Annotated in this window: 21 protein-coding genes, 1 other RNA gene, 1 pseudogene and 1 other annotated feature; all 23 genes and pseudogenes read left to right on the forward strand. The window is 43.4% G+C overall.

Annotated features, from left to right (window positions below; genetic code table 11):
* The first annotated feature begins 17 nt into the window (after window positions 1–17).
* Window positions 18–1,505 carry a threonine synthase gene (gene thrC, locus OCV72_RS01305; RefSeq protein ID WP_055281325.1) on the forward strand — a complete coding sequence of 496 codons (1,488 nt, stop codon included), beginning with the start codon at window positions 18–20 and terminating at the stop codon, window positions 1,503–1,505.
* A gap of 282 nt (window positions 1,506–1,787) precedes the next feature.
* Complete coding sequence (gene pckA, locus OCV72_RS01310; protein ID WP_055281515.1) at window positions 1,788–3,392, forward strand: phosphoenolpyruvate carboxykinase (ATP); 1,605 nt, start codon at window positions 1,788–1,790, stop codon at window positions 3,390–3,392.
* Between the two features lie 81 nt (window positions 3,393–3,473).
* A non-coding RNA gene (gene ssrS / locus OCV72_RS01315) (6S RNA) lies at window positions 3,474–3,654 on the forward strand.
* A 104-nt stretch (window positions 3,655–3,758) separates the two neighbouring features.
* Entirely contained in the window at window positions 3,759–5,135 is a 1,377-nt protein-coding gene (locus OCV72_RS01320) for a SpoIID/LytB domain-containing protein (protein ID WP_242859183.1), read from the forward strand.
* 117 nt (window positions 5,136–5,252) lie between these two features.
* Window positions 5,253–6,077 carry a YihY/virulence factor BrkB family protein gene (locus OCV72_RS01325; RefSeq protein WP_055281327.1) on the forward strand — a complete coding sequence of 275 codons (825 nt, stop codon included), beginning with the start codon at window positions 5,253–5,255 and terminating at the stop codon, window positions 6,075–6,077.
* Window positions 6,078–6,131: 54 nt separating this feature from the next.
* Window positions 6,132–6,359: a binding site (T-box leader), on the forward strand.
* A 69-nt stretch (window positions 6,360–6,428) separates the two neighbouring features.
* On the forward strand, window positions 6,429–7,448 hold the full coding sequence (gene pheS / locus OCV72_RS01330) for a phenylalanine--tRNA ligase subunit alpha (protein ID WP_028086877.1): 1,020 nt from the start codon (window positions 6,429–6,431) through the stop codon (window positions 7,446–7,448).
* A gap of 36 nt (window positions 7,449–7,484) precedes the next feature.
* On the forward strand, window positions 7,485–9,905 hold the full coding sequence (gene pheT / locus OCV72_RS01335; protein ID WP_055281329.1) for a phenylalanine--tRNA ligase subunit beta: 2,421 nt from the start codon (window positions 7,485–7,487) through the stop codon (window positions 9,903–9,905).
* Between the two features lie 56 nt (window positions 9,906–9,961).
* Window positions 9,962–10,945, forward strand: coding sequence for a signal peptide peptidase SppA (gene sppA, locus OCV72_RS01340; protein WP_055281331.1), 984 nt, complete (start codon window positions 9,962–9,964; stop codon window positions 10,943–10,945).
* Window positions 10,926–11,720, forward strand: a complete 795-nt coding sequence (locus tag OCV72_RS01345; protein WP_055281333.1) for an RDD family protein — start codon at window positions 10,926–10,928, stop codon at window positions 11,718–11,720. The genes sppA and OCV72_RS01345 overlap by 20 nt, the downstream gene beginning before the upstream one ends.
* 28 nt (window positions 11,721–11,748) lie before the next feature.
* Window positions 11,749–12,774, forward strand: coding sequence for a tRNA preQ1(34) S-adenosylmethionine ribosyltransferase-isomerase QueA (gene queA / locus OCV72_RS01350; protein WP_022416223.1), 1,026 nt, complete (start codon window positions 11,749–11,751; stop codon window positions 12,772–12,774).
* Between the two features lie 28 nt (window positions 12,775–12,802).
* Window positions 12,803–12,943, forward strand: a pseudogene (locus OCV72_RS01355) (superoxide dismutase family protein); the annotation flags it as partial.
* A 147-nt stretch (window positions 12,944–13,090) separates the two neighbouring features.
* Window positions 13,091–14,230 carry a cobalt-precorrin-5B (C(1))-methyltransferase CbiD gene (gene cbiD, locus OCV72_RS01360; RefSeq protein ID WP_055281336.1) on the forward strand — a complete coding sequence of 380 codons (1,140 nt, stop codon included), beginning with the start codon at window positions 13,091–13,093 and terminating at the stop codon, window positions 14,228–14,230.
* Window positions 14,231–14,295: 65 nt separating this feature from the next.
* Window positions 14,296–15,054, forward strand: coding sequence for a precorrin-4 C(11)-methyltransferase (cobM, locus tag OCV72_RS01365; RefSeq protein WP_055281338.1), 759 nt, complete (start codon window positions 14,296–14,298; stop codon window positions 15,052–15,054).
* Window position 15,055: 1 nt separating this feature from the next.
* Entirely contained in the window at window positions 15,056–16,099 is a 1,044-nt protein-coding gene (locus OCV72_RS01370; protein ID WP_055281340.1) for a cobalt-precorrin 5A hydrolase, read from the forward strand.
* A complete protein-coding gene (gene cobJ / locus OCV72_RS01375; RefSeq protein WP_022416227.1) occupies window positions 16,092–16,820 on the forward strand; it encodes a precorrin-3B C(17)-methyltransferase in 729 nt (242 codons plus the stop codon). The genes OCV72_RS01370 and cobJ overlap by 8 nt, the downstream gene beginning before the upstream one ends.
* Window positions 16,817–18,970 (forward strand): bifunctional cobalt-precorrin-7 (C(5))-methyltransferase/cobalt-precorrin-6B (C(15))-methyltransferase, encoded by a 2,154-nt coding sequence (locus OCV72_RS01380; protein ID WP_055281342.1) that lies wholly within the window; start codon window positions 16,817–16,819, stop codon window positions 18,968–18,970. The genes cobJ and OCV72_RS01380 overlap by 4 nt, the downstream gene beginning before the upstream one ends.
* On the forward strand, window positions 18,970–20,412 hold the full coding sequence (locus OCV72_RS01385) for a cobyrinate a,c-diamide synthase (RefSeq protein ID WP_055281344.1): 1,443 nt from the start codon (window positions 18,970–18,972) through the stop codon (window positions 20,410–20,412). The genes OCV72_RS01380 and OCV72_RS01385 overlap by 1 nt, the downstream gene beginning before the upstream one ends.
* 21 nt (window positions 20,413–20,433) lie before the next feature.
* A complete protein-coding gene (gene cobT, locus OCV72_RS01390; protein ID WP_006426283.1) occupies window positions 20,434–21,522 on the forward strand; it encodes a nicotinate-nucleotide--dimethylbenzimidazole phosphoribosyltransferase in 1,089 nt (362 codons plus the stop codon).
* Complete coding sequence (locus OCV72_RS01395; protein ID WP_055213705.1) at window positions 21,519–22,088, forward strand: bifunctional adenosylcobinamide kinase/adenosylcobinamide-phosphate guanylyltransferase; 570 nt, start codon at window positions 21,519–21,521, stop codon at window positions 22,086–22,088. Before cobT ends, OCV72_RS01395 begins: the two co-directional genes overlap by 4 nt.
* The gene (locus OCV72_RS01400) at window positions 22,060–22,866 is read left to right on the forward strand and encodes an adenosylcobinamide-GDP ribazoletransferase (RefSeq protein ID WP_055281346.1); all 807 of its coding nucleotides are present in this window, start codon (window positions 22,060–22,062) and stop codon (window positions 22,864–22,866) included. Before OCV72_RS01395 ends, OCV72_RS01400 begins: the two co-directional genes overlap by 29 nt.
* Before the next feature lie 123 nt (window positions 22,867–22,989).
* Window positions 22,990–23,370, forward strand: a complete 381-nt coding sequence (locus OCV72_RS01405) for a bifunctional adenosylcobinamide kinase/adenosylcobinamide-phosphate guanylyltransferase (protein ID WP_006426280.1) — start codon at window positions 22,990–22,992, stop codon at window positions 23,368–23,370.
* Entirely contained in the window at window positions 23,367–24,086 is a 720-nt protein-coding gene (locus OCV72_RS01410) for a histidine phosphatase family protein (RefSeq protein WP_242859184.1), read from the forward strand. Before OCV72_RS01405 ends, OCV72_RS01410 begins: the two co-directional genes overlap by 4 nt.
* Window positions 23,986–24,897, forward strand: a complete 912-nt coding sequence (gene cbiB / locus OCV72_RS01415; protein ID WP_242859187.1) for an adenosylcobinamide-phosphate synthase CbiB — start codon at window positions 23,986–23,988, stop codon at window positions 24,895–24,897. The genes OCV72_RS01410 and cbiB overlap by 101 nt, the downstream gene beginning before the upstream one ends.
* The last annotated feature ends 31 nt before the right edge of the window (window positions 24,898–24,928 follow it).

Consider the following 24,928-nt stretch of genomic DNA (forward strand, 5'->3'; position numbering starts at 1 on the left):
ATAAGGAGAGCGTTGGCATGGGTTTATATTACAAAAGTACAAGAAATTCTAATCTGAAAGTAACAGCATCAGAGGCAATTCTGAAAGGACTTGCTCCGGATGGCGGACTTTTTGTACCATCGGAACTTCCAAAGCTGGATGTAACAATGTCAGATCTGAAAGGAAAGACATATCAGGAGATCGCATATCTCGTAATGAAGCAGTTCCTGACAGATTTTACAGAAGAGGAACTGAAAAACTGTATTGATAAAGCATATGACAGCAAATTTGACACAGAAGAAATTGCGCCGCTCGTAAAAGTAGATGATACTTATTACATGGAATTGTTCCATGGTGCAACAATCGCATTCAAAGATATGGCATTATCAATCCTGCCGCATCTGATGACAACTTCGGCAAAGAAGAACGACGTTAAAAATGAGATCGTGATTCTGACTGCAACATCCGGAGATACAGGAAAAGCCGCACTTGCAGGCTTTGCGGATGTGGAAGGAACGAGGATCATCGTATTCTATCCAAAGAATGGTGTCAGCAAGGTACAGGAACTCCAGATGGTAACACAGAGAGGAGAGAATGTAAACGTAGTAGCGATCCATGGCAATTTCGATAATGCACAGAGTGGTGTGAAAGCGATGTTCGAAGATACAGAACTGGCGGAAGAACTCGCAAAGAAAGGCTATCAGTTTTCATCAGCCAACTCTATCAATATCGGACGTCTGGTTCCACAGGTGGTATATTACGTCAATGCATATGCAAAACTTCTGGAAAATGAAGAGATTGAAGATGGTGAAAAGATCAATGTGGTAGTACCGACAGGTAACTTTGGAAATATCCTGGCTGCATATTATGCAAAACAGATGGGAGTACCGATTGATAAGCTGGTATGTGCTTCAAATGACAATAAGGTATTGTTTGACTTCTTCCAGACAGGAGATTATGACAGAAACCGTGAGTTTATCCTCACTACATCCCCATCCATGGATATTCTGATCTCTAGCAATCTGGAACGTCTGATCTACAGAATCAGCGGGGATGATGATCAGAAGACGAAGGATATGATGGAAGCATTAAAATCCGCCGGAAAATATACGATCACAGAAGATATGAAGGAGCGTCTTGCTGATTTCGCAGCAGGGTACGCAACAGAAGAAGAGTGCGCAGAGAATATTAAAAAAGTATACGATAAGACAGGATATGTTATGGATACGCATACAAGTGTAGCGTCGTATGTATGCGGCTGTTATCAGAAGAACAGTGGCGACGATAAGAAATGTGTGATCGCGTCGACTGCAAGTCCGTACAAATTCGTGAAGAGTGTGATGAGCGCAATCGATTCGAAGTATGCTGATCAGGATGAATTCAGCCTTCTGAGTGTTTTGGAAGAAACATCCGGACGTGAGATGCCACAGGCAATCAAAGATATTCTGAACGCTAATATCCTGCATGATCTGGAATGTGATGCAGATAAGATGAAAGACACAGTAAAGAATATTTTAGAAGTATAAAACTTTATATTAAAAATAAATAAAATTCATAATCGATAAAAATTACTAAATGCAAGGTTTCTATAAAAATCTTGCATTTTTGAACTATATAAAAGAATAAAAGCAGAAAAAATAACGGATTGAGATATAGGAGTTGCAAAATAGTGCTTTGAAAAGATTGTTAAAGTGTTGACTTTTGCGCAGAAAAATGCAATAATAAGGCAAATGCTGTTGTGGGAGAGTATGAAAAACCAGAATTTATAAATATACAGCAGTAAATAAAAGAAAAGAGGTTAAATGAAGATGGCTAAAATCGATTTAAGTAAGTATGGCATTTCAGGAACGACGGAAATCGTGCACAATCCTTCTTATGAATTATTATTTGAGGAAGAGACAAAACCGGAACTGGAAGGTTTTGAAAAAGGACAGGAAAGTGAACTTGGTGCAGTCAATGTAATGACAGGTATCTATACTGGACGTTCTCCTAAAGATAAGTTCATCGTAGTTGATGAGAATTCAAAAGATACTGTATGGTGGACATCTGATGAATATAAGAATGATAACCATCCTGCAACACAGGAAGCTTGGGACGCAGTAAAAGATATTGCAATCAAAGAACTTTCTAACAAAAAACTTTATGTTGTAGATGCATTCTGCGGAGCAAACAAAGATACACGTATGGCAATCCGTTTCATCGTAGAAGTTGCATGGCAGGCTCATTTCGTAACAAATATGTTCATCAAACCTTCAGAAGAAGAGCTTGAAAACTTTGAGCCAGACTTCGTAGTATACAATGCTTCTAAAGCAAAAGTTGAAAATTACAAAGAATTAGGACTGAACTCAGAAACAGCAGTAATGTTCAACATCACAAGCAAAGAGCAGGTTATCGTGAATACATGGTACGGCGGAGAGATGAAGAAAGGTATGTTCTCTATGATGAACTACTTCCTCCCACTTAAGGGAATGGCTTCTATGCACTGCTCAGCCAATACAGATTTGAACGGAGAGAATACAGCAATCTTCTTCGGACTTTCAGGAACAGGAAAGACAACACTTTCTACAGATCCTAAGCGTCTTCTGATCGGTGATGACGAGCACGGATGGGATGACAACGGAGTATTTAACTTTGAAGGCGGATGCTATGCTAAGGTTATTAACCTTGACAAAGAGTCTGAGCCGGATATCTACAATGCAATCAAGCGTAACGCACTTCTTGAGAACGTAACACTTGATGAAAATGGAAAGATTGATTTCGCAGATAAGACTGTAACAGAGAATACACGTGTATCTTACCCAATCAATCATATTGAAAATATCGTGCGTCCTGTATCTTCAGCACCTGCTGCTAAAAATGTAATCTTCCTGTCAGCTGATGCATTCGGAGTACTTCCACCGGTATCTGTACTGACACCAGAGCAGACACAGTACTACTTCCTGTCAGGATTTACAGCAAAACTTGCAGGTACAGAGCGTGGAATCACAGAGCCTACACCTACATTCTCAGCTTGCTTCGGACAGGCATTCCTGGAACTGCATCCTACAAAATATGCAGAGGAACTTGTTAAGAAGATGGAGAAGAGCGGTGCAAAAGCATACCTGGTTAACACAGGATGGAACGGAACAGGAAAACGTATCTCTATCAAGGATACACGTGGAATCATTGATGCCATCCTGAACGGAGACATCAAGAATGCTCCAACAAAGAAAATTCCATATTTCAACTTCGAAGTACCTACAGAACTTACCGGTGTTGACACAGGAATCCTTGATCCTCGTGACACATATGCCGATGCAGCTGAGTGGGATGAAAAAGCAAAAGATCTTGCTACAAGATTCATCAAGAACTTTGCTAAATATGAAGGAAATGAAGCAGGTAAAGCTTTAGTTTCAGCAGGACCACAGTTATAAGAGACACTTATCTATTTGATTAAAATCAGACAATTGTAAAGGGTTGTAAAATCCATGTAAATGGGTTATAATAAGTGCAGTGGAAACCTGAAATGTTCGATACTCTTGTAGTTTTGAACCTACAATACTTTAAACGGGAGTCTTACATCTCTGTAATATGTCAGGCCATCGACTTTGCAGTGGAAGGCAGAAAAGCAGATGCGGATACCCACCTAGCGGGTGCTAGGAGTCAGAATACAGGAACCGGCATTTTGGGGAATATACAAAAGATAAAAGACAGTCGTTTTAACGGCTGTCTTTTTTTGAAATCGCCATCAGGTTCAGGTAAGCGGATCTGAGAAAGACAGTCAAAGAAAGGAAAATAAAGTGCGGAAACGGAACAACAGGCATTATAGCATCTACATTGCATGGATTTTATTGCTGCTGTGTCTGATTACAGGGCTGAAATCTGGGTTAGAAAAAAATGCAGCCGGAAAGAAGGAGTCCTATCCGGGAATATCGATTCAGAGCCGGTGGGAAGAATTGTGGAAAACAGTATCATCGAAAGACAGAGAGGAAGAAAGTGAAAGTAAAGACAAGACCCCGGAAAAGGATGCGGATTCTCAGAGAAATATCCGGGTATTGATCATGACAGATGGATATCAGCAGATCGTACATAGAGAGGTAGAAATCAGTGCAGCGGGAGGCTTAAGAATTGAAAAGAAGGATGGCCTGGAAGAAACTGCAGGAAATGAAAAAATTAAGATCACAAAAGAAGATACGGGATTTCAAAATGGAAAGATCCGTATACAGGCAATTGATGGCGGAGAGATAACCGTTCGCAGTATTAGGCGGGGCTACGGGAATCCGTCTTATGCAGGTGCGTTGGATCTGTATGCCACATCAGAAGGGGTTGTGATGGTAAATGAACTTCCGCTGGAGAATTATCTGTGTAAAGTGGTTCCGAGTGAGATGCCCGCATCATATCAGAAGGAAGCATTAAAGGCCCAGGCGATATGCGCAAGAAGTTATGCATACCGGCAGATTATGGATTATGCATATCCGGAATATCAGGCTCATGTGAATGACAGTACGGATTACCAGGTGTATAATAATTCGGCATCGCAGCAAGCTGCAACAGAGGCTGTACAGGAGACGGCAGGAAAAGTATTGAAATATAATGGAAATATTATAACCGCCTATTACTATTCGACTTCCTGCGGAAAGACAACAACGATGGCTGCGTGGGGAACGAAAGAGAAGGCAGAAAATGCATATCTTCAGTCTGTAGAAGTGAAAGATCAGACAGGTGATTATGAGAGAAATCTTCCATGGTACCGGTGGGAAGCAGATATAGATCAGAATACATTGTCCAAAATGATTGCAGAGAATACAAAAAAGAATATAGGAACTGTGCAGTCACTGGAGGTGACGAAAAGCGGACCGGGCGGTGCAGCGTTACAGATAAAAGTATCAGGAAATCTTGGAACAGTTGTTGTTGATACGGAAAATAAGATCCGCAGAGCACTGGGGGGAAGCGGATATGAGATAAAGAAACAGGACGGGACAGCTGTAAAGGGAAGCAGACTTCTTCCGAGTGCCTTTTTTAAAGTAGAAAAGAAAGGAAACACCTTCAAGATTAAGGGCGGTGGATATGGACACGGTATTGGCATGAGTCAGAACGGAGCAAATGAAATGGCAAAAAAAGGAAAGAATTATCAGCAAATACTGCAAATGTTCTATCCAGGAACGACAATTGAATGATAAGTATAATCAATGAAAAAGTATTTGAAAAAACATAACAAGAAACAGAATAATTTCTAATAGACAAATAAATGAAAATCGGGTAGAATATAGAGACGAATATTTTGGGAGATAAGAATGAAAAAAGTTAAGTTTCTATATGATAAAGTAATGGAAATAACCGGACAGGTCGGAAAAGATCATGTAGGTGCCTATGCTGCACAGGCAGCGTATTTCTTTATGCTCAGTATGATTCCGATCATTTTACTGCTGATCACATTGGTACAGTATACACCGGTTACGAAGGCAGATGTTATGACAGCGGTTCTTCAGGTGTTTCCAAAATCCGTAGACAGTCTGATCACATCGATCGTTAATCAGGTTTATAATCAGTCCGGCGGAATCATCTCGCTGACTATTATTGTTGCACTCTGGTCAGCCGGGAAAGGGGTGCTGGCACTGACGACAGGTTTGAACTGTGTCTATGACTGTAAAGAGACACGTAATTATATTATTTTGCGAATACGTGCAACCTTTTATACAGTGGCATTTATAATTGTGATCATTTTTCTACTGGTATTATCGGTGTTCGGTAATACGTTGAATCTGTTTGTAACGGAACACTATCCGGTGATGGAACGCTTGGTGGATCAGATCATGCGGATTCGCGGAATCATCACGCCGGTATTACTGTTTGTATTTACGATGATGATCTATAAATTCCTGCCGAACCACATTGTACAGTTGAGAATCCAGCTGATGGGAGCTGCATTTTCAGCAGTCGGATGGATGATCGTATCCTGGATTTTCTCGGTCTATCTGGATATTTTTAAAGGATTTTCATCAATGTATGGGAGTCTGACAACGATTGTATTGATCATGTTGTGGCTGTATTTTTGTATGTATATCTTACTGCTGGGCGGAGAAGTAAATATGATTTTGCGGGATATGGAGCAGGGGTAGAATTTCTGACTTGACAACTCTGAGCCATATGATACAATAATTAGGTATTATGAGATAAAGGCAATGACCGTGTAAGTAGTGAGCCATTTTCCGATAGAGAGAGGGAATCAACAGGCTGAAAGTTCCCTTGGGTTCAGATGGTAAATGAATTTCCCGCGTGAGCTGTGTTCTTGAAATAACAGTAGAGAACGCCGTATGATGCACGTTACGCAATAATGAGTGTCCGTAAAAGTTTTTACGGGAATCAGGGTGGTACCACGGGTTATATGTCTCGTCCCTTTTGGGGCGGGGCTTTTTTAATACCAAAAAGCATACGCTGATATAAAGATATGCGGAGAAAGGAAGAAAATGATGAAAGAAAGACTGCAGAACATCAAAGATGAAGCATTGAAGGCAATTGAAGCTGCCGATATGCCGGAAAAACTGAATGATGTGCGTGTAAAGTTCCTTGGTAAAAAGGGAGAACTTACCGCTGTATTAAAAGGTATGAAAGACGTTGCACCGGAGGACAGACCGAAGGTCGGACAGATGGTAAACGAGACAAGGGCGGCAATTGAAGCTGTTCTGGAAGAAAATAAAGAAAAGATGGAAAAGGCAATCCGTGCAGAAAAGCTGAAAAAAGAAGTGATCGATGTTACACTTCCGGCTAAGAAAAATTGTGTCGGACACCGTCATCCGAATACAATTGCACTGGAAGAAGTAGAACGTGTATTCACCGGTATGGGATATGAAGTCGTAGAAGGGCCGGAGATTGAGTATGACGAGTATAACTTCCGCAAACTGAACATTCCGGACGGACATCCGGCAAAGGATGAGCAGGATACATTCTATATCAATAAAGATATCGTGCTTCGAACACAGACATCTCCTGTACAGGCTCGTATTATGGAACAGGGCAAGCTCCCAATCTGTATTCTGTCACCGGGACGTGTATTCCGTTCAGATGAAGTTGATGCGACACATTCTCCATCCTTCCATCAGATTGAAGGATTGATCATTGATAAGAATATCTCGTTTGCCGACTTAAAGGGAACACTGGAAGTATTTGCAAAAGAATTATTCGGGGAAGATACAAAGACAAAATTCAGACCACATCATTTCCCATTCACAGAGCCAAGTGCAGAGATGGATGTAAGCTGCTTCAAATGCGGTGGAAAAGGATGCCGTTTCTGTAAAGGATCCGGATGGATTGAGATTCTTGGATGCGGAATGGTACATCCACATGTGCTGGAAATGTGCGGAATCGACCCGGAAGAATATACAGGATTCGCGTTTGGTGTAGGACTGGAACGTATCGCACTTCTGAAGTACGAGATCGATGATATGAGACTGTTATACGAAAATGATATCAGATTCTTAAAACAGTTCTAGCGAGCACAAGTAATAATACGAAAAGGAGATTTATAAATGAATACTTCATTATCATGGATAAAAGCGTATGTTCCGGATCTTGATGTAACAGCTCAGGAATATACAGATGCAATGACTTTGTCTGGTACAAAAGTCGAAGGTTATGAGAAATTAGATGCAGATCTTGATAAGATCGTGATCGGACAGATCGACAAGATTGAGAAACACCCGGATGCAGATAAACTGATCATCTGCCAGGTAAATGTCGGAACAGAGACGATTCAGATCGTAACAGGCGCTCCGAATGTAAAAGAGGGAGACAAGGTACCGGTTGTATTAGCAGGCGGACGTGTAGCAGGCGGACATGAGCCTGGACAGCGTGTAGAAGGCGGAATCAAGATCAAAAAGGGAAAACTCCGTGGTGTTGAAAGTGATGGTATGATGTGTTCCATCGAAGAACTTGGCTCTAACAGAGATATGTATCCGGAGGCTCCGGAATACGGAATCTATATCTTCGACGATGATGCCGTTGTAGGCGAGAGTGCGATCAAATCACTTGGCCTCGATGATGTCGTTGTAGAATATGAGATTACATCTAACCGTGTAGATTGCTTCAGTGTTGTAGGTATTGCAAGAGAGGCAGCAGCTACATTTAATAAAGCGTTCTATCCACCTGTTGTCACACCAACAGGAAATGATGAGAATGCAGCAGATTATATCAAAGTAACCGTTAAGAATCCGGAACTTTGCCCAAGATATTGTGCAAGAATCGTAAAGAACATTAAGATCGGACCATCTCCAAAATGGATGCAGAGACGTCTGGCTTCTGTAGGAATCCGCCCGATCAACAACCTGGTTGATATTACAAACTATGTAATGGAAGAATACGGACAGCCAATGCATGCATATGACCTTGATACGATCGAAGGAAAAGAAATTGTAGTGCGTACTGCAGAAAAAGGTGAGAAATTCACAACTCTTGACGGACAGGAAAGAGAGATGGATGAATCTGTACTGATGATCTGTGACGGTAAGAAATCCATCGGTATCGCAGGTATCATGGGTGGAGAAAACTCTATGATCACAGACGATGTTCAGACAATGTTATTCGAAGCAGCTTGCTTTGATGGAACCAACATCCGTAAATCAAGCAAGAAGATCGGACTTCGTACCGATGCATCCGGTAAATTTGAGAAGGGTCTGGATCCAAATAATGCAGAGGCAGCCATTGACCGTGCATGCCAGCTGATCGAAGAGATGGGAGCCGGTGAAGTTGTCGGAGGAATGGTTGATGTATACAGCAAGAAGAAAGAGCCTGTAAGAGTACCATTTGATGCGGAAAAGATCAACAAGCTGCTTGGAACAGACATTTCTAAAGAAGAAATGATCGGATACTTCAAGAAGATCGGTCTGGAATTCGATGAAGAGACAAGCGAAGTCATCGCACCTACTTTCCGTCATGACTTATTCCGCATCGCCGACCTTGCGGAAGAGGTTGCAAGATTCTACGGATATGATAACATTCCGACCACACTTCCAAGTGGAGAAGCTACAACAGGAAAATTATCATTCAAGTTAAGAGTAGAGCAGGTTGCACGTGATATCGCTGAGTTCTGCGGATTCAGCCAGGGAATGACATATTCATTCGAAAGCCCGAAGGTATTTGACAAGCTTCTAATTCCGGAAGATTCTGATCTTCGTAAGGCTATTCCGATCATGAACCCACTGGGAGAAGATTATAGTATCATGCGTACATCTTCTTTGAATGGTATGCTGACATCACTTGCAACAAACTATAACAGAAGAAATAAAGACGTAAAATTATACGAACTGGCTAACATTTATCTTCCAAAGGCACTTCCACTTACAGAACTGCCGGATGAAAGAGTACAGTTCACACTTGGTATGTATGGCGAAGGCGACTTCTTCACTATGAAGGGTGTCGTAGAAGAGTTCTTCGATAAAGTAGGACTTCATAAGAAAGAAAAATACGATCCGAATGCAGGAAAATCATTCCTTCACCCGGGACGTCAGGCAAACATCATTTATGATGGTGTAGTAGTCGGATATCTTGGAGAAGTACATCCGGAAGTTGCAGATAACTATGGAATCGGAACAAGAGCCTACATTGCAGTAATCGATATGCCAGAGATCGTAGCAAGAGCAACATTTGATCGTAAATATACAGGAATTGCAAAATTCCCTGCAGTGACACGTGACATCAGTATGGTAATGCCAAAAGAGATTCTGGTAGGACAGATTGAAGATGTGATCGAAAGCAAGGGCGGTGAATATCTAGAAAGCTATTCACTGTTCGATATTTACGAAGGTGCTCAGATTAAAACAGGATTCAAATCTGTTGCATATTCTATCGTATTCCGTGCAAAGGATAAGACTCTGGAAGATGCAGATGTATCTGCAGCTATGGACCGTATCTTAAAGGCACTAGAGGGTATGGGAATCGAACTTCGTAAATAAAAAAACATTCATTCATATCAGATAAAAGCTCGGTAAAAAGAGCAAGAGGATTACGTATGAAGAAAAAACAAATCATAGGTCTGGTAGTAGCGGCAGCACTGTTCGTTGGAGTCAGTGCTGCCAGCGTATTTACCAATACAATTTCAAAAAATCTGCTTCAGAACAGTGCAGATGATATAATTAATCTCGGAGGTTCGTATCAGTTTAATCCACCGTCTGAAGATTATATTGCAATCGTAAGAGTAGAAGGTACGATCCAGGAACAGAGTGGAAGCAGTACACTGGAGGCATCCAGTGGATATCAGCATGATTCAACGATGAATTATATCGATGAATTGATGGATGATTCTAACAATAAAGGAATTCTTCTGTATGTAGATTCTCCGGGAGGAACTGTCTATGAATCCGAAGAACTGTATCAGAAACTGAAAGAATATAAAGAGACAACAAAACGTCCGATCTGGGATTATATGGCACATTATGCGGCATCCGGTGGATATATGGTGTCTATGGCATCGGATAAAATCTATGCAAATTCGAATACAACGACCGGTTCCATCGGTGTGATCATGTCAGGATATGATATGTCCGGGCTGTATAAAAAGCTTGGAATCCGTTATGTAAGTATCACGAGCGGAAAGAATAAGGACAGCAGCAAATTTACGGACGAGCAGATTGCTATTTATCAGGATCAGATCAATGAAGCTTATGAGAAATTCGTGAATATCGTGGCAGACGGCCGTGATATGTCAGTGGAGGATGTAAAGAAACTGGCAGACGGAAGAACTTATACTGCAAAGCAGGCGAAGAACAACGGTCTGATCGATGAGATCAGTCTGTATCCGGATATGAAAGATGCAATGAGCAAAAAACTTGGAACATCTACATTTTATGAGATGGAATCAGATGAAGGACTTTTGCAGTCGCTGTTTTCCAAAGCAGAATCATTAGTTCCGAAGTCAGAAGCGCAGGTTCTGACGGAAACCGCCAAAAGTGTAGAAAGCGGGGTGCCGATGTACTATGCAGAACAGTTACGATAATCAGGAGAAGTTAGCCAGACAGAACAGTTGCTGTGCCAGTGGGAATCTGGAGTATGCAGGGTTCTGGGTGCGGATGGCGGCTTATATGATCGACAGTGTGGTAGTATTTGCAGGCCTCCTGATCGTGCGGCTGATATTTGCAGGTATCTCACTGGCTGGCGGTGGTGCGATAACGGGAACGGATATCCTGTTCCATTATTCGTTGAAAGATATCATACTGTATGCTCTGAAAGTGTTATATTTTATTGCATTTACCTATCTGACAGGAACGACACTTGGAAAGAAAGCGATGAATCTCCGGGTAGTTTCAAAAAATCCGGAAGAGAAGCTGACACTGTTCAATGTGGTGTATCGCGAGACGGTTGGAAGATTCTTATGTAGCCTTCCGGTGAATATCGGTTATATTGTTGCAGGAATTGATTCGGAAAAACGTGGATTTCATGACCTGCTTTGTGATACCAGAGTGGTCTATCAGAAGAAGATAAAAGCATGGATGGCGCAACCGGGAACAGTTGTACCAGAATGTGAAAAGCCAAATGTAGAAGAGCAGAAACAGCAGACATCAGAGGGTGAGCTGTCAAAAACGCAGGAAAATGTCCAAATGAAAGAGTCTGGGATACGGGAATTGAAAAAAACAGAAAATACACAGAGTTCTGTAGTTGAGAAACTGGGAAAACCAGTGTATAATGGCTATCGTCTGGTAGAAAATAAATCAGAAAAAGAAATAGCTTCAAATGCAACTGTAAATGAAAACATATCAGAAAAAGATACGTAAAGAATAAAAGGGAAAGGAATTCATAATTATGAAACGTCAGGATTTTTATTATGAATTGCCGGAAGAACTGATTGCACAGGATCCGCTTGAGGATCGTTCGAGCTCCAGACTTCTTGTCCTTGACAAGGAGACCGGGGCTTTTTCCCATCATGTATTTAAAGAAATCACAGAGTATCTGCATGAGGGAGACTGTCTGGTAATCAATGATACAAAGGTTATTCCGGCAAGACTGATTGGTTCCAAAGTAGAGACCAATGCCAAAATTGAAGTATTATTATTGAAGAGAAAAGAAAACAACGTATGGGAGACGCTGGTAAAACCAGGTAAGAAAGCAAAAGTCGGAGCAAAGATTAGTTTCGGTGATGGCCTTCTGATGGGAGAAGTCATTGATGTGGTAGAAGAAGGAAACCGTCTGATCAAATTCGATTTCGACGGAATTTTTGAAGAAATCTTAGACCAGCTTGGCCAGATGCCGCTGCCTCCATATATCACACACCAGCTGGAGGATAAGAACCGTTACCAGACGGTATATGCAACTCACACAGGTTCGGCAGCAGCACCGACGGCAGGACTGCATTTTACACCGGAACTTCTGGAAGAGATTAAGGCAAAAGGTGTGGATATTGCGAGAGTTACACTTCATGTGGGGCTTGGAACATTCCGTCCGGTAAAAGTGGATGAGATTACCGAGCATCATATGCATTCGGAATTCTTCATGATCGATGAAGAAGCGGCTGAGAAGATCAATCGTGCAAAAGAGACGGGACACCGTGTTATCTGCGTCGGAACGACAAGCTGCAGAACGGTAGAATCGGCAGCAGATGAGAATGGACATCTGGAAGCGAAGAGTGGATGGACACAGATATTCATCTATCCGGGCTATAAATTCAAAGTACTGGATTGTCTGATCACGAACTTCCATCTTCCAGAATCTACATTAATCATGCTGGTATCTGCGCTTGCAGGACGGGAGCACGTGCTTGCGGCTTATGAAGAGGCTGTGAAGGAGAGGTACCGGTTCTTTTCATTTGGGGATGCGATGTTTATTCAGTAGAGTTGCTATTTAATGCATTAAGCGGTTGATACCCGGCCGGACAATCGTACTTCATGAGATGCCGGATGACTTCAAGACCCAGCCGTCCGGAGATTCGGGAATGAAGATTGCATGCGGTGAAATCAAAGCATGGGAACAAGAATGTAAGAACAAAAATGGTAACGAATAAGTGGAGAACCGTCATACAGATAATTTGACATGTAAGTATGAAAACGCTAAAATTGGTGGAGGAATGTAGAAAACTGCAGTCCTCCATTTTTGCGTCAGGGGATATTAAAAAAGCCAAAACCTCGCTCCCTGATGGAAAGGAGTCCATATGCCGAAAAAAGAATTAGCAAAAGGGTATACAACCGGAACCTGTGCACAGGCTGCAACGAGGGCAGCAATGCAGATGCTTTTTACAGGTGAAAAAGTAGAGCAGGTGTCGGTAGAACTGCCGCAGGGAGAAAAGCTGCAGTTGGATATCACGGATATACAGAGAAAATATACAGACAGGGAATTGCCGGATATGGTATCCTGTGCGGTCAAAAAAAACAGCGGAGATGATCCGGATATCACGAATGGAGTACTGGTTTACAGTCAGGTAAGGCTTTCTGAAACAGGACAGATTCATATTGATGGCGGGATCGGGGTAGGAAGAGTGACCAGGCCCGGACTGAATCAGCCGGTGGGAGAAGCCGCAATTAACCGTGTGCCAAGGCAGATGATAAGAAAAGAAGTAGAAGAAGCCTGTGAAGAGGTTGGCTATACCGGTGGAATTGATGTAGAGATTTCGATTCCGGAAGGGGCAAGACTGGCAAAAGAAACATTTAATCCAAGACTTGGAATAGAAGGAGGACTTTCAATACTTGGGACAACCGGTATTGTGAATCCGATGAGTGAACAGGCGCTGATCGATACCATTGAAGTAGAGATGAAGGTATGCCTTGCGGAAAAGTACAGGTATCTGATCATTGCACCGGGTAATTACGGATTGGATTTTCTGAAAGAACAGTATAGTATAGAAGAAAATGATGTGGTAAAATGTAGTAACTATATTGGTCAGACTATAGATATGGCGGTAGAACAGGATTGTAAAGGTGTCCTGCTGGTCGGACATATCGGGAAACTGATCAAGGTATCCGGCGGAATCATGAATACCCATTCCAGATGGGCAGACTGTCGGATGGATTTATTCGCCACGGCCGCATTGAGAGCGGGAATTGCCGGAGAGAAGGCAGTCGAATTTCTTGACTGTGTGACGACGGATGATGCATTGGAGAAATGCAGCGAGGAAGAACGAACACGCATTATGGAAAAAATCATGATGCGTATGGAGGAATATCTGAACTACCGGGGGAAAGGAGAGATACAGGTGGGAGTGGTCACGTTTTCCAATGTATACGGAATCCTTGGAAAGACAGAAAAAGCAGAAGAACTGATAGAAAGATTCAGAAAAGAACGACATATACAATAGATACCAGAGTATGCAGGAGAAGTTGCTGGTGGCAGGTTCTTTGCAGGACAGGAAGGAGTCGGAAAATGATACATTTTGTGGGAGCAGGTCCGGGAGCCGAAGATCTGATCACGGTCCGTGGACAGCGTTATCTGGAGCAGGCTGATGTGGTGATTTATGCGGGATCACTGGTGAATCCGGGGCTGTTAAAGAGTACAAAGGAGACATGCGAGATATATAACAGTGCGAAGATGACACTGGAAGAAGTTCTGGAAGTGATGAAACAGGCAGACCGGGAACAGAAGATGACGGTTCGGCTGCATACAGGTGATCCGTGTCTGTATGGTGCAATCCGGGAACAGATGGATCATCTGGATGAACTGGGAATTGCGTATGATTCCTGTCCGGGTGTCAGTTCCTTCTGCGGGGCAGCAGCGGCACTGAATCTGGAATATACACTTCCGGAGGTGTCACAGAGTGTTGTCATCACACGTATGGAAGGAAGAACACCGGTTCCGGCGAAGGAAAAGGTTGCAGCGTTTGCAAGTCATAATGCGACGATGGTACTTTTCTTAAGTACAGGACTTCTGGAAAAGCTGGAAGGCCAGTTGATAGAAGGCGGTTATAAAGAAGATACGCCGGCAGCAATTGTATACAAGGCAACATGGCCGGAGGAAGAAAGTTACATCTGTACTGTCAGTACACTGGCAGAGACTGCGAAAGCACATGGAATTACAAAGACAGCATTGATCATCGTTGGAGATGTGGTGACACATCATGCGTATGAACGTTCGAAACTGTATGATCCGGAATTCACCACCGAGTTCCGTCAGGGAGTAAAATAAGATGAAGATTGCAATGATCAGTTTTACCGGAAATGGAAGAAGACTGGAGAGATCTTTAGCACATGAACTGGAAAAAGAAGGACACCAGGTGCTGCAGGCGGTAAAATGCAAAGAACTGGAATCGGACAAGGATGAGGTAAAATGCAGTGCCAGAGAATGGACAGGTGAACAGTTCCGGACGCGGGATGTACTGATCTTTATTGGAGCAGTACAGATTGCCGTGCGCTTGATCGCATCTTTTATAGGATCAAAGACAACAGATCCGGCGGTACTGGTACTGGATGAGAAAGGACAATATTGTATCCCGATCCTGTCCGGGCACATTGGCGGAGCAAATGAGATGGCTGAAAGAATTGCAGAGATGGCAGGAGCACTGCCTGTGATCACAACAGCTACAGATATCCGGGGAAAATGGGCAATAGATGTATTTGCCAGAAAGAATCATCTTTATATAGAAGATATGCAGAAGGCAAAGCAAATTTCGGCAAAGATTCTGGAAGGAAAGACAGTCGTGGCCGCGATTGAGAGCGGAAGAGATTCGATAGAGGGTACTGTGCCGGAAGAAGTGAAGATCGTACCGGAAACCTATGAGAATCCAGATATCTATATCGGGATATATGAACGAAAATTAAGCAGTCATGTATTAAGGCTGATACCACAACGGATCACGGTGGGAATCGGCTGCAGACGGGGGACATCCGCAGAGCAGATAGAACAGCTGGTGGATAAGATACTGAAAGAATCACATATTAATAAGAAAAGTATTGGCAGGATCGCAAGCATTGATCTAAAAAAAGACGAAGAGGGATTGCTTACATTTTGCAACAAATATAACATAGAGCCGGAATTTTATCCGGCAGAAGAATTAAAAAAAGTAGAAGGAGAATTCAGTGTTTCTACATTTGTAAAAAAGGTTACCGGAGTGGATAATGTATGTGAAAGAAGTGCTGTATATACAGGTGGTACACTGCGAATCAGAAAACAGGCAGAAAATGGTGTGACAGCAGCATTTGCCTGGGATAATTGGAGGGTGAAGTTTGAATAAGGTATATGTGATAGGAATGGGACCGGGGGCATATGAACAGATGACGGTGAAAGCAGTCCGGACGCTGGAAAAATGTGATGTGATCGTCGGATATACCGTATATATCGAATTATTAAAAGAATATTTTCCGGATAAGAGATATCTGACAACGTCCATGAGACAGGAGGCAGCACGGTGCAGGATGGCATTCGAAGAGGCAGCAAAAGGAGCTGTAACGGCAATGGTATGCAGCGGAGATGCCGGGATATACGGAATGGCAGGACTGATGTATGAAATCGGTGAGGAATATCCGGAAGTCGCGATCGAAGTAATCCCGGGAGTGACAGCGGCACTGGGAGGTTCTGCGGTACTTGGAGCAGCAGTCGGACATGATGTCAGTCTGATCAGTTTAAGTGATCTTCTGACACCGTGGGAATTGATCGAAGAAAGGCTTCGCTGTGCGGCAAAAGCTGATTTTGTGATCTGCCTTTATAATCCGTCCAGCAGGAAACGCAGTACCTATCTTGCAAAAGCATGTGAGATCATGCTGGAATATAAGGCGGAAGATACCGTCTGCGGAATAGTGAAAAACATTGCCCGCGAGGGAGAAACAATGCAGACACTAACACTGAAAGAATTAAAAGAGACAACAGTAGATATGTTCTCTACTGTATTTATCGGAAATAAACAGACAAAAGTAATTCGGGAAAAAATGGTTACACCAAGGGGATATCGTATATGAAAGACAAAAAGATTCTATTATATGCAGGGACAACAGAAGGAAGAAAATTAGCATCTTATCTCGGAAGAAGAGGCGTAAGACTGCACGTCTGTGTGGCAACCGCTTATGGGGAGAGTCTGCTTCCGGAAGAGAAGAATATAACGGTGACACACGACCGGATGGACAGTGGGCAGATGGGCGAGTTTATGAGGGTGTTTGAGCCGGATTATGTGATCGATGCAACGCATCCATATGCCAAAGAAGTGACCAAAAACTTGAAAAGTGCCTGCGAGGTTATGCAGGTTCCGTATTTAAGACTGGTCAGGGGAAGTGAAGAGACCAAAGAAAGCATCTGTGTGGAAAATATGGATGAAGCGATAAAGTATCTGGAAAAAACAGAAGGAAATATTCTGGTAACAACAGGAAGCAAGGAGCTGGAATCCTATACAAGACTGACGGATTACGAAAGCCGGGTATATGCGCGCGTTCTGTCTATTGGCCAGGTGGCAGTTAATTGTGAAGAACTTGGATTCTCCGGACGTCATCTCATCTGTATGCAGGGACCGTTTTCTACGGAAATGAATCGTGCCATGTTAAAGGAATATGATATTGCTTATATGGTAACGAAAGAATCAGGACTTGCAGGCGGATACCCGCAGAAATGTCAGGCTGCACTAGAAGCCGGTGTGAAAATGGTTGTGATCGGAAGGCCGGAAGAAGAAGAGGGAATGAATTTTGAAGAAATGTCCAAATTCCTTCAGAAAGAACTGGAACTGGATAATCACTGGAAAGTTACACTGGTGGGAATCGGTGCAGGTGCCAGAGACCAGGTTACACTGGAAGCAAAAAGATGCTGTCAGGAAGCAGAACTTCTGATCGGAGCAGGCAGGATGATCGAGGCAGTGGCAGAAGTCGGACAGACCATATATGAAGCATACCGCCCGGATGAGATCATTTCTTATATCAAAGAAAATCCGGAATATGAAAATGTAACGATTGCGTTGTCCGGTGATACAGGATTTTACAGCGGTGCGAAGAAGATTCTGGAATTGACGAAAGATGACCCACAAATTGAGACAAAAGTGGTGCCTGGAGTATCATCCATCATATATTTTGCATCAAAGCTTGGCGTAACATGGGAGGATGCGGCACTAGTAAGCCTGCATGGAAGAAAAGAAAATCTGATGGCGGTCATTAAGGAGAATAAAAAGGTATTCGCCCTTGTAAGTAATGCAGAAGAGATCCGTCAGATCCTGACAAAAATGACGGAATATGGAATGGGCGAAGTAACAGTCAGGATCGGGACAGAACTTTCTTATAAGAATGAAGAGATTCAGACAGGAACAGCAAGATCACTGCTTCATTACAAAGGAGAGAATCTGGCGGTCCTTTATATTGAAAATGAATCCGGCGGCGAAAGCCCGGTGATTCCGACAATTCCGGATGATACATTTGTACGTGGCGATGTACCGATGACCAAGGAAGAAGTAAGAAGCATTTCGATTGCTAAACTTAAGATTAAGAAGGATGCAGTTGTATATGATGTCGGAGCAGGAACAGGCTCTATTTCCGTAGAGGCCGCCATGGTTGCAACGCAAGGTAACGTCTATGCAATCGAACAGAAAGTGGAGGCGCAGGAACTGATCCGTGAAAATGCAAGGCGGATGCACGTGGATAATCTGCATGTGATAGAAGGTATGGCGCCGGAGGCACTGGAAGAACTGCCGGCACCTGATTGCGTATTTATCGGGGGCAGTAAAGGAAAGTTGTATGAAATCCTGGATGCTATCCGGAAGAAGAACCCATTTGTACGGGTGGTGCTCAATGCAATCTCACTCGAGACGATGATGCAGGTGTTAAAATATACGGAAGAGAATGAGATAGAAGAGGCAGAAGTTATTCAGGTAGCGGTAAGCCGTGCGAAAAAAGTGGGCAGTTATCATATGATGAATGGACAGAATCCGATCTATGTGATCAGCTTTACGAGCAGACCGGCAAAAAAGGAAGCAGATCCGGAAAATGAAGACGATTTCGTTCTGGAAGAAATCAATCTGGACGAGGTGGAACCGGAAGATATGACCGGAGATATTGTGGAGGATATTACGAAAGTGATCTCTGTAGGGGATCTGACACCGGAGAAAATCCGGGAAGAAATGGAGGAATCTGAGTAATGAAACTTCCTAGAATTCTGATTACTGCGATGAGAAGTGGCGCAGGTAAAACCATGCTGACCTGCGGAATATTGAAAGCAATGAAGATGCAGGAGATAAATCCTGCGTCTTTTAAGTGCGGGCCGGATTACATTGATCCAATGTTCCACAAGACTGTGATCGGCATCAGCAGCTATAATCTGGATTCCTTTTTGTGTGGAGAAAATGGAGTCAGAGAGATCCTGAAAAAAAATGGTGCCGGAGCAGATATTTCCGTAATGGAAGGTGTTATGGGATACTATGATGGGATCGCAGGGATCTCTTCAGAGGCGAGTGCTTATGACATTGCCAGAATTACCGATACCCCGGCTGTGATGATCCTGGACTGTAAAGGACTAAGCGTGTCTGCAGTGCCGTGTATCCAGGGGTTTTTGCATTATAAAGAAGACAGCCGTATCAAAGGCGTAATTCTGAACCGTTTGTCTCCGATGATGTATGGAAGAATGAAAGAGATGATCGAGGTGCAGACAGGAATCAAAGTCTACGGTTATGTTCCGGTTATGAAAGATTGTGCACTGGAGAGCCGTTATCTGGGACTGAAGCTTCCAAAAGAACGAAAAGATACGGAAGACAAACTCACAAGACTGGGAGAACAGATTCTGAAAAGTGTAGATATCGCAGGCCTTCTGGAACTGGCAGAAAATGCACCGGAGCTGCAGGAAAAGAAAACGCAAGGATATACATCAGAAATGGTAGAAAATTTGGCAGAAAATGCACAGTATAGTACAGAATCGGTTAGAACAAAAGATACGGTACGGATCGGGCTTGCAAGTGACGATGCATTCTGTTTTTTCTATCAGGATAATCTGGAACTGCTGCAGGAGATGGGAGCGGAACTGATTCCTTTTTCTCCTCTTTACGATAAGCAGATTCCGGAAAATCTGTCGGGACTTTTGTTCTATGGCGGTTATCCGGAACTATATGCAGAAGAACTAAGTAAAAATGAGTCAATGAAGACGAGTATTAAAAAAGCATTGAACGGCGGAATGCCATGTATCGCGGAGTGTGGAGGATTCATGTACCTGCAGGAATATATCAGAGATGAAAGCGGCACAGAATTTCCAATGGTTGGATTTTTAGAAGGGAAAAGTTATCCGACAGGTTCCTTAAAGCGATTCGGCTATGTTACCCTGACAGGGGGAAGCATATTCGGTAAAGAAGCAGGAGGTATCCCGGCACATGAATTTCATTATTATGATTCAGAAGTATGCGGGGAAGCATTTCTGGCGGAAAAACCAATGTCAAACCGTTCGTGGAAATGCATGATCAGTACCGATACGGTACTGGCAGGATATCCGCATATTCATTATTATGGAAATGAAAAGATTCCGGAGAACTTTCTGGAACAATGCAGAAGATGCAGGGAACAAGAGAAAAGAGCTAGGGAAAGAGATAGAACATAGAGAACAGAGAGGATAAAAAGCATGGCAGAGCAAAGTTTAGAACAACTGGAACAGGAATTCCATCAGATCGTATCTGGCATTCATCCGGCAGATGTAGTAACGAAAGGAAATGCGCAGAAAAAGTGGAACTCCATTGCGAAACCGTTACACAGTCTGGGAAAACTAGAAGATCATATTATGCAGATTGCGGCACTGACCGGCGATACAGACGTGAATCTGAACCGGAAGGCGCTGATCGTGATGTGTGCGGATAACGGAGTGGTAGAAGAAGGTGTAACGCAGACAGGACAGGAAGTAACTGCAATTGTTGCAGAGAATTTTCTGACATGTAATACCAGTGCGGCGATCATGTGTAAAAAAGCCGGTGTAGACATCTTTCCCATCGATATCGGTATGGCAGCGGATACAAAAGTCCCAAGATATAAAACGGCAAATGGAACCGCAAATATGACCAAAGGTCCGGCTATGACAAGAATGCAGGCGTTACAGGCAATCTTAACCGGGATCCATCAGGTGAAGGAAAAGAAGGAAGCCGGATATAAGATCATTGCTACCGGAGAGATGGGAATCGGAAATACGACGACCAGCAGTGCCGTGGCTTCCGTACTTCTGGGAGACGAACCGGCAGAGATAACGGGACGGGGAGCAGGACTGACGAACGAAGGATTGGAAAGAAAAATACACGCAATCGAGAAGGCGATAGCGGTCAATCGTCCGAAATGGGATGATCCGGTGGATGTACTGGCAAAAGTAGGCGGATTCGATCTGGCGGGAATCACCGGACTCTATCTGGGAGGTGCTGTATATCGAATCCCGATTGTAGTTGATGGATTTATCTCAGCGGTTGCGGCACTTGCGGCCGTCAGAATCTGTGAGTGGGTCAAAGATGCGATGATTGTGTCACATGTCTCGAAAGAACCTGGAATGCAGAAGATCCTGAAAGAGTTACACATGGATGCACCATTGCATGCAGATATGTGCCTGGGTGAGGGAACCGGAGCTGTGGCATATCTTCCGGTGCTGGATCTTGCGGCAGAAGTGTATGGACGGATGAGTACATTTTCAGAAAATGACATCGAAGATTATAAAGAATTAGGTGAGAAAGAATGATACATCTGGTGACAGGCGGAAGCGGAAGCGGTAAATCTGAGTATGCGGAGAACTGGCTGACAGGCAGAAATAAGAAGGATGGTACTTACATATATATTGCAACCATGCAGCCATACACAGAAGAAACGATGAAAAAGATTGAAAGACATCACAGGCTGAGAGCCGGAAAAGGATTCCGGACATTGGAAAAATATACAGATCTATCAGAACTTGAGATACCAAAGAATCAGGGAATCCTTCTGGAGTGCATATCAAATCTGGTGGCCAATGAGCTTTACAGAGAAGATGGTACATTGAATGATTTAAAAGAAACAAAAGAAAAAGTATTGGCAGGAGTACGCAGACTGAGCAATTCTACGACACGTCTTGTAATTGTTACAAATGAAGTGAACGCAGATATAAACGGCTATAGCGAAGAGACGGAAAAATATCGGGAATGCATCGGAATGGTGAATCAAAGTCTTGCAGAGCTTGCAGATATAGTAACGGAAGTTGTGTATGGAATTCCGGTATGCATTCGTAAGGAGCAAAAGAAGTATGAAGAATATAAAAAGAATATGGAATAGTTTCAAAATTGCGTTTTCTATGTACAGCAGGATTCCGATGCCGCGCAGCGAATGGACAGATGAAAATAAATCGTATGCAATGTGTTTTTTTCCATGGATCGGTGCGGTGATCGGACTTTTGTCTTATGGAGTGTTTCGGTTTTCAAAATGGTTTGATGGGAATGGAGGAGGAAATTATTCCTTATTTTTTGTAATATTTCTGATCCTAATCCCGGTATTTATTACGGGAGGAATTCATCTGGACGGATTTCTGGATACACAGGATGCGCTGAGTTCCTGGCAGACGAAAGAGCGGCGTCTGGAAATACTGAAAGATTCCCACGCAGGAGCATTTGCTATCATTTCATGTACCGTCTATTTTCTGATGTATATTGGCGTGTATTCTTGTCTGAGTGTACGGAGTATGGAAGTGATCGCATATAGCTTCATGCTATCGAGAACATTGAGTGGATTGTCCGTAGTTACATTTCCACAGGCAAGGAAGAAAGGTATGGTGGCAGATTTTTCGGAAAGTGCATCGACCAGAATTACAAGAATGGTATTGGGCATTTATCTGATTGTACTGTGTTTCCTGATTCCACTGACCGGAGGGATCTGCGGAATCGGATGTGTGATCTCGGCAGGCGTGGTATTTGGATATTATTACCGGATGGCGATGAAGAATTTCGGCGGTGTGACCGGGGATCTGTGTGGATATTTCCTGCAGGTATGTGAACTTGTGATGGCGCTTGTCGTGGTAGTAGTGGATATCGTAGTAAAAAGCGGAATCATCAAATGATGAACAGGCTGGATAAAAGTGTGGAAAGAATGAAGAAAACAAGTGGCAGAAAGAAAACAGCAGAGAAATAGTAGAAAATAACAGAAAGATGAAAATACAGGATTGGAGGAAGGAAAAGAAGTCATGATCATGATAATAGGCGGCGCATATCAGGGAAAACTTGCATTCGCAAAGAAAATCTACCCAGATGTCACATGGGCAGACGGTGCGGTATGTACGGAAGAAGAACTATATAGCTGCGAAGGGATATATCATTTCCATCAGTATATCGAAAGAAAGATAAAGGAAGGAGAACCGATAGATGATCTTGCAGAAGAACTGATTCGGAAGAATCCGGAACTGATCCTGATCACAGATGAGATCGGATACGGGATCGTGCCGGTTGACCGGATGGAACGGGAATACAGAGAGCAGACCGGAAGAGTGTGCACGCGCCTTGCGGCATATTCGGAGAAAGTATACCGTGTGATGTGCGGAATCGGACAGGTGATAAAGGAAGTATGAGGATTTATCTGATACGTCATTCGATGACGAAAGGAAATAAAGAAAAACGCTATATCGGAACGACGGATGAATCTTTATGTCTGGAAGGAATACAGCTTTTGGAAGAGAGAAAAGGAATGTATCCTGAGGTTACATATGTCTATGTAAGTCCGATGAAGCGGTGCGTGCAGACGGCAGAGATCATTTATCCGGAGATGATGAAAGCAGGAGCATATAGCTGTAATGAAAAGTTACGGGAGTGTGATTTTGGCCTGTTTGAAAATCATAATTATATCGAACTTTCCGGCTGCCCGGAGTATCAGGCATGGATAGACAGTGGTGGGAAGCTGCCATTTCCGGAAGGGGAAAGCAGGGAAGCGTTCATCCGGCGGACACTGGAAGGGTTCCGGGAAGTCGTACGGGATGCGCAGGCACATGACCGGGAGACGATTGCGGTTGTGGCACATGGCGGAACGATCATGAGTATCATGGAACGGTATGCAGTAAAGGAAGACGGGACGCCAGCAGGAAGTTATTATGATTATCAGATAAAGAATGGAGAAGGATATGAACTTAGAATTTCAGAGAATGACATATATGACGATCGCGATCGTGGCGGGCTTTGTTCTGGATCTGATTTTCGGGGATCCAAGATGGCTGTATCATCCGGTGAGGCTGATCGGGCATCTGATATCGGGAACCGAAAGAATTATCAGAAACTGTCTGCCGGCGAATAAGACAGGGGAACGCATCGGTGGAGGGATTCTGGTGCTGGTGGTTGTGACGGTCAGTACAGGAGTTCCGGCGGTGATCTTATCGGTTGCATATAAGTATTTCTGGCAGCTTGGACTTGCACTGGAAAGCTTCTGGTGTTATCAGATCCTTGCAACGAAATCCCTGAAAGTAGAAAGTGACAGGGTCTACATAGCACTGAAAGACAAGGGCCTGGAGGTCGGGAGAAAGGCCGTGTCCATGATTGTCGGAAGAGATACACAGAATCTGACGGAAGAAGGTGTGACCAAGGCGGCCGTAGAGACGGTGGCAGAGAATACATCGGATGGTGTGATTGCACCGTTATTTTATATGCTGATCGGCGGAGCTGTTCTGGGATTTGCTTATAAGGCAATTAATACGATGGATTCGATGGTCGGTTATAAGAACGACCGGTATCAGTGGTTTGGAACGGCTGCCGCGAAGCTGGATGATGTGGTGAATTTTATTCCGGCGAGGGTATCGGCAGTACTGATGATCGTGGCGTCATATCTGACCGGAATGGATGGAAAGAATGCAGCACGTATCTTCCGAAGAGACCGCTTTAATCATAAAAGTCCGAACTCGGCACAGACAGAAGCAGTCATGGCGGGGGCGCTGGATGTGCAGCTTGCAGGAGATGCGTGGTATTTTGGAAAGCTGCATAAGAAGCCGACGATCGGAGATCCGGTCCGGGAGATGGAACTACTGGATATCCGGAGATCGCATAAGCTGTTATATGGGACGGCAATGCTTGGTCTGATACTTGGAATCATCCTCCGGATTCTGGTTCTGTAGATGATATTGATAATAAAAATCAAAAAACAAA

The sequence above is a fragment of the Dorea amylophila genome (genome assembly GCF_025567265.1).
Classification (GTDB): domain Bacteria; phylum Bacillota; class Clostridia; order Lachnospirales; family Lachnospiraceae; genus Dorea_A; species Dorea_A amylophila.

Excerpts from the sequence above, each read along its gene's own strand:
- thrC (WP_055281325.1), top strand. The coding sequence starts at position 18 with ATGGGTTTATATTACAAAAGTACAAGAAATTCTAATCTGAAAGTAACA.
- pckA (WP_055281515.1), top strand. The coding sequence starts at position 1,788 with ATGGCTAAAATCGATTTAAGTAAGTATGGCATTTCAGGAACGACGGAA.
- OCV72_RS01325 (WP_055281327.1), top strand. The coding sequence starts at position 5,253 with ATGAAAAAAGTTAAGTTTCTATATGATAAAGTAATGGAAATAACCGGA.
- pheS (WP_028086877.1), top strand. The coding sequence starts at position 6,429 with ATGAAAGAAAGACTGCAGAACATCAAAGATGAAGCATTGAAGGCAATT.
- pheT (WP_055281329.1), top strand. The coding sequence starts at position 7,485 with ATGAATACTTCATTATCATGGATAAAAGCGTATGTTCCGGATCTTGAT.
- sppA (WP_055281331.1), top strand. The coding sequence starts at position 9,962 with ATGAAGAAAAAACAAATCATAGGTCTGGTAGTAGCGGCAGCACTGTTC.
- OCV72_RS01345 (WP_055281333.1), top strand. The coding sequence starts at position 10,926 with ATGCAGAACAGTTACGATAATCAGGAGAAGTTAGCCAGACAGAACAGT.
- queA (WP_022416223.1), top strand. The coding sequence starts at position 11,749 with ATGAAACGTCAGGATTTTTATTATGAATTGCCGGAAGAACTGATTGCA.
- cbiD (WP_055281336.1), top strand. The coding sequence starts at position 13,091 with ATGCCGAAAAAAGAATTAGCAAAAGGGTATACAACCGGAACCTGTGCA.
- cobM (WP_055281338.1), top strand. The coding sequence starts at position 14,296 with ATGATACATTTTGTGGGAGCAGGTCCGGGAGCCGAAGATCTGATCACG.
- OCV72_RS01370 (WP_055281340.1), top strand. The coding sequence starts at position 15,056 with ATGAAGATTGCAATGATCAGTTTTACCGGAAATGGAAGAAGACTGGAG.
- OCV72_RS01380 (WP_055281342.1), top strand. The coding sequence starts at position 16,817 with ATGAAAGACAAAAAGATTCTATTATATGCAGGGACAACAGAAGGAAGA.
- OCV72_RS01385 (WP_055281344.1), top strand. The coding sequence starts at position 18,970 with ATGAAACTTCCTAGAATTCTGATTACTGCGATGAGAAGTGGCGCAGGT.
- cobT (WP_006426283.1), top strand. The coding sequence starts at position 20,434 with ATGGCAGAGCAAAGTTTAGAACAACTGGAACAGGAATTCCATCAGATC.
- OCV72_RS01395 (WP_055213705.1), top strand. The coding sequence starts at position 21,519 with ATGATACATCTGGTGACAGGCGGAAGCGGAAGCGGTAAATCTGAGTAT.
- OCV72_RS01400 (WP_055281346.1), top strand. The coding sequence starts at position 22,060 with ATGAAGAATATAAAAAGAATATGGAATAGTTTCAAAATTGCGTTTTCT.
- OCV72_RS01405 (WP_006426280.1), top strand. The coding sequence starts at position 22,990 with ATGATCATGATAATAGGCGGCGCATATCAGGGAAAACTTGCATTCGCA.
- OCV72_RS01410 (WP_242859184.1), top strand. The coding sequence starts at position 23,367 with ATGAGGATTTATCTGATACGTCATTCGATGACGAAAGGAAATAAAGAA.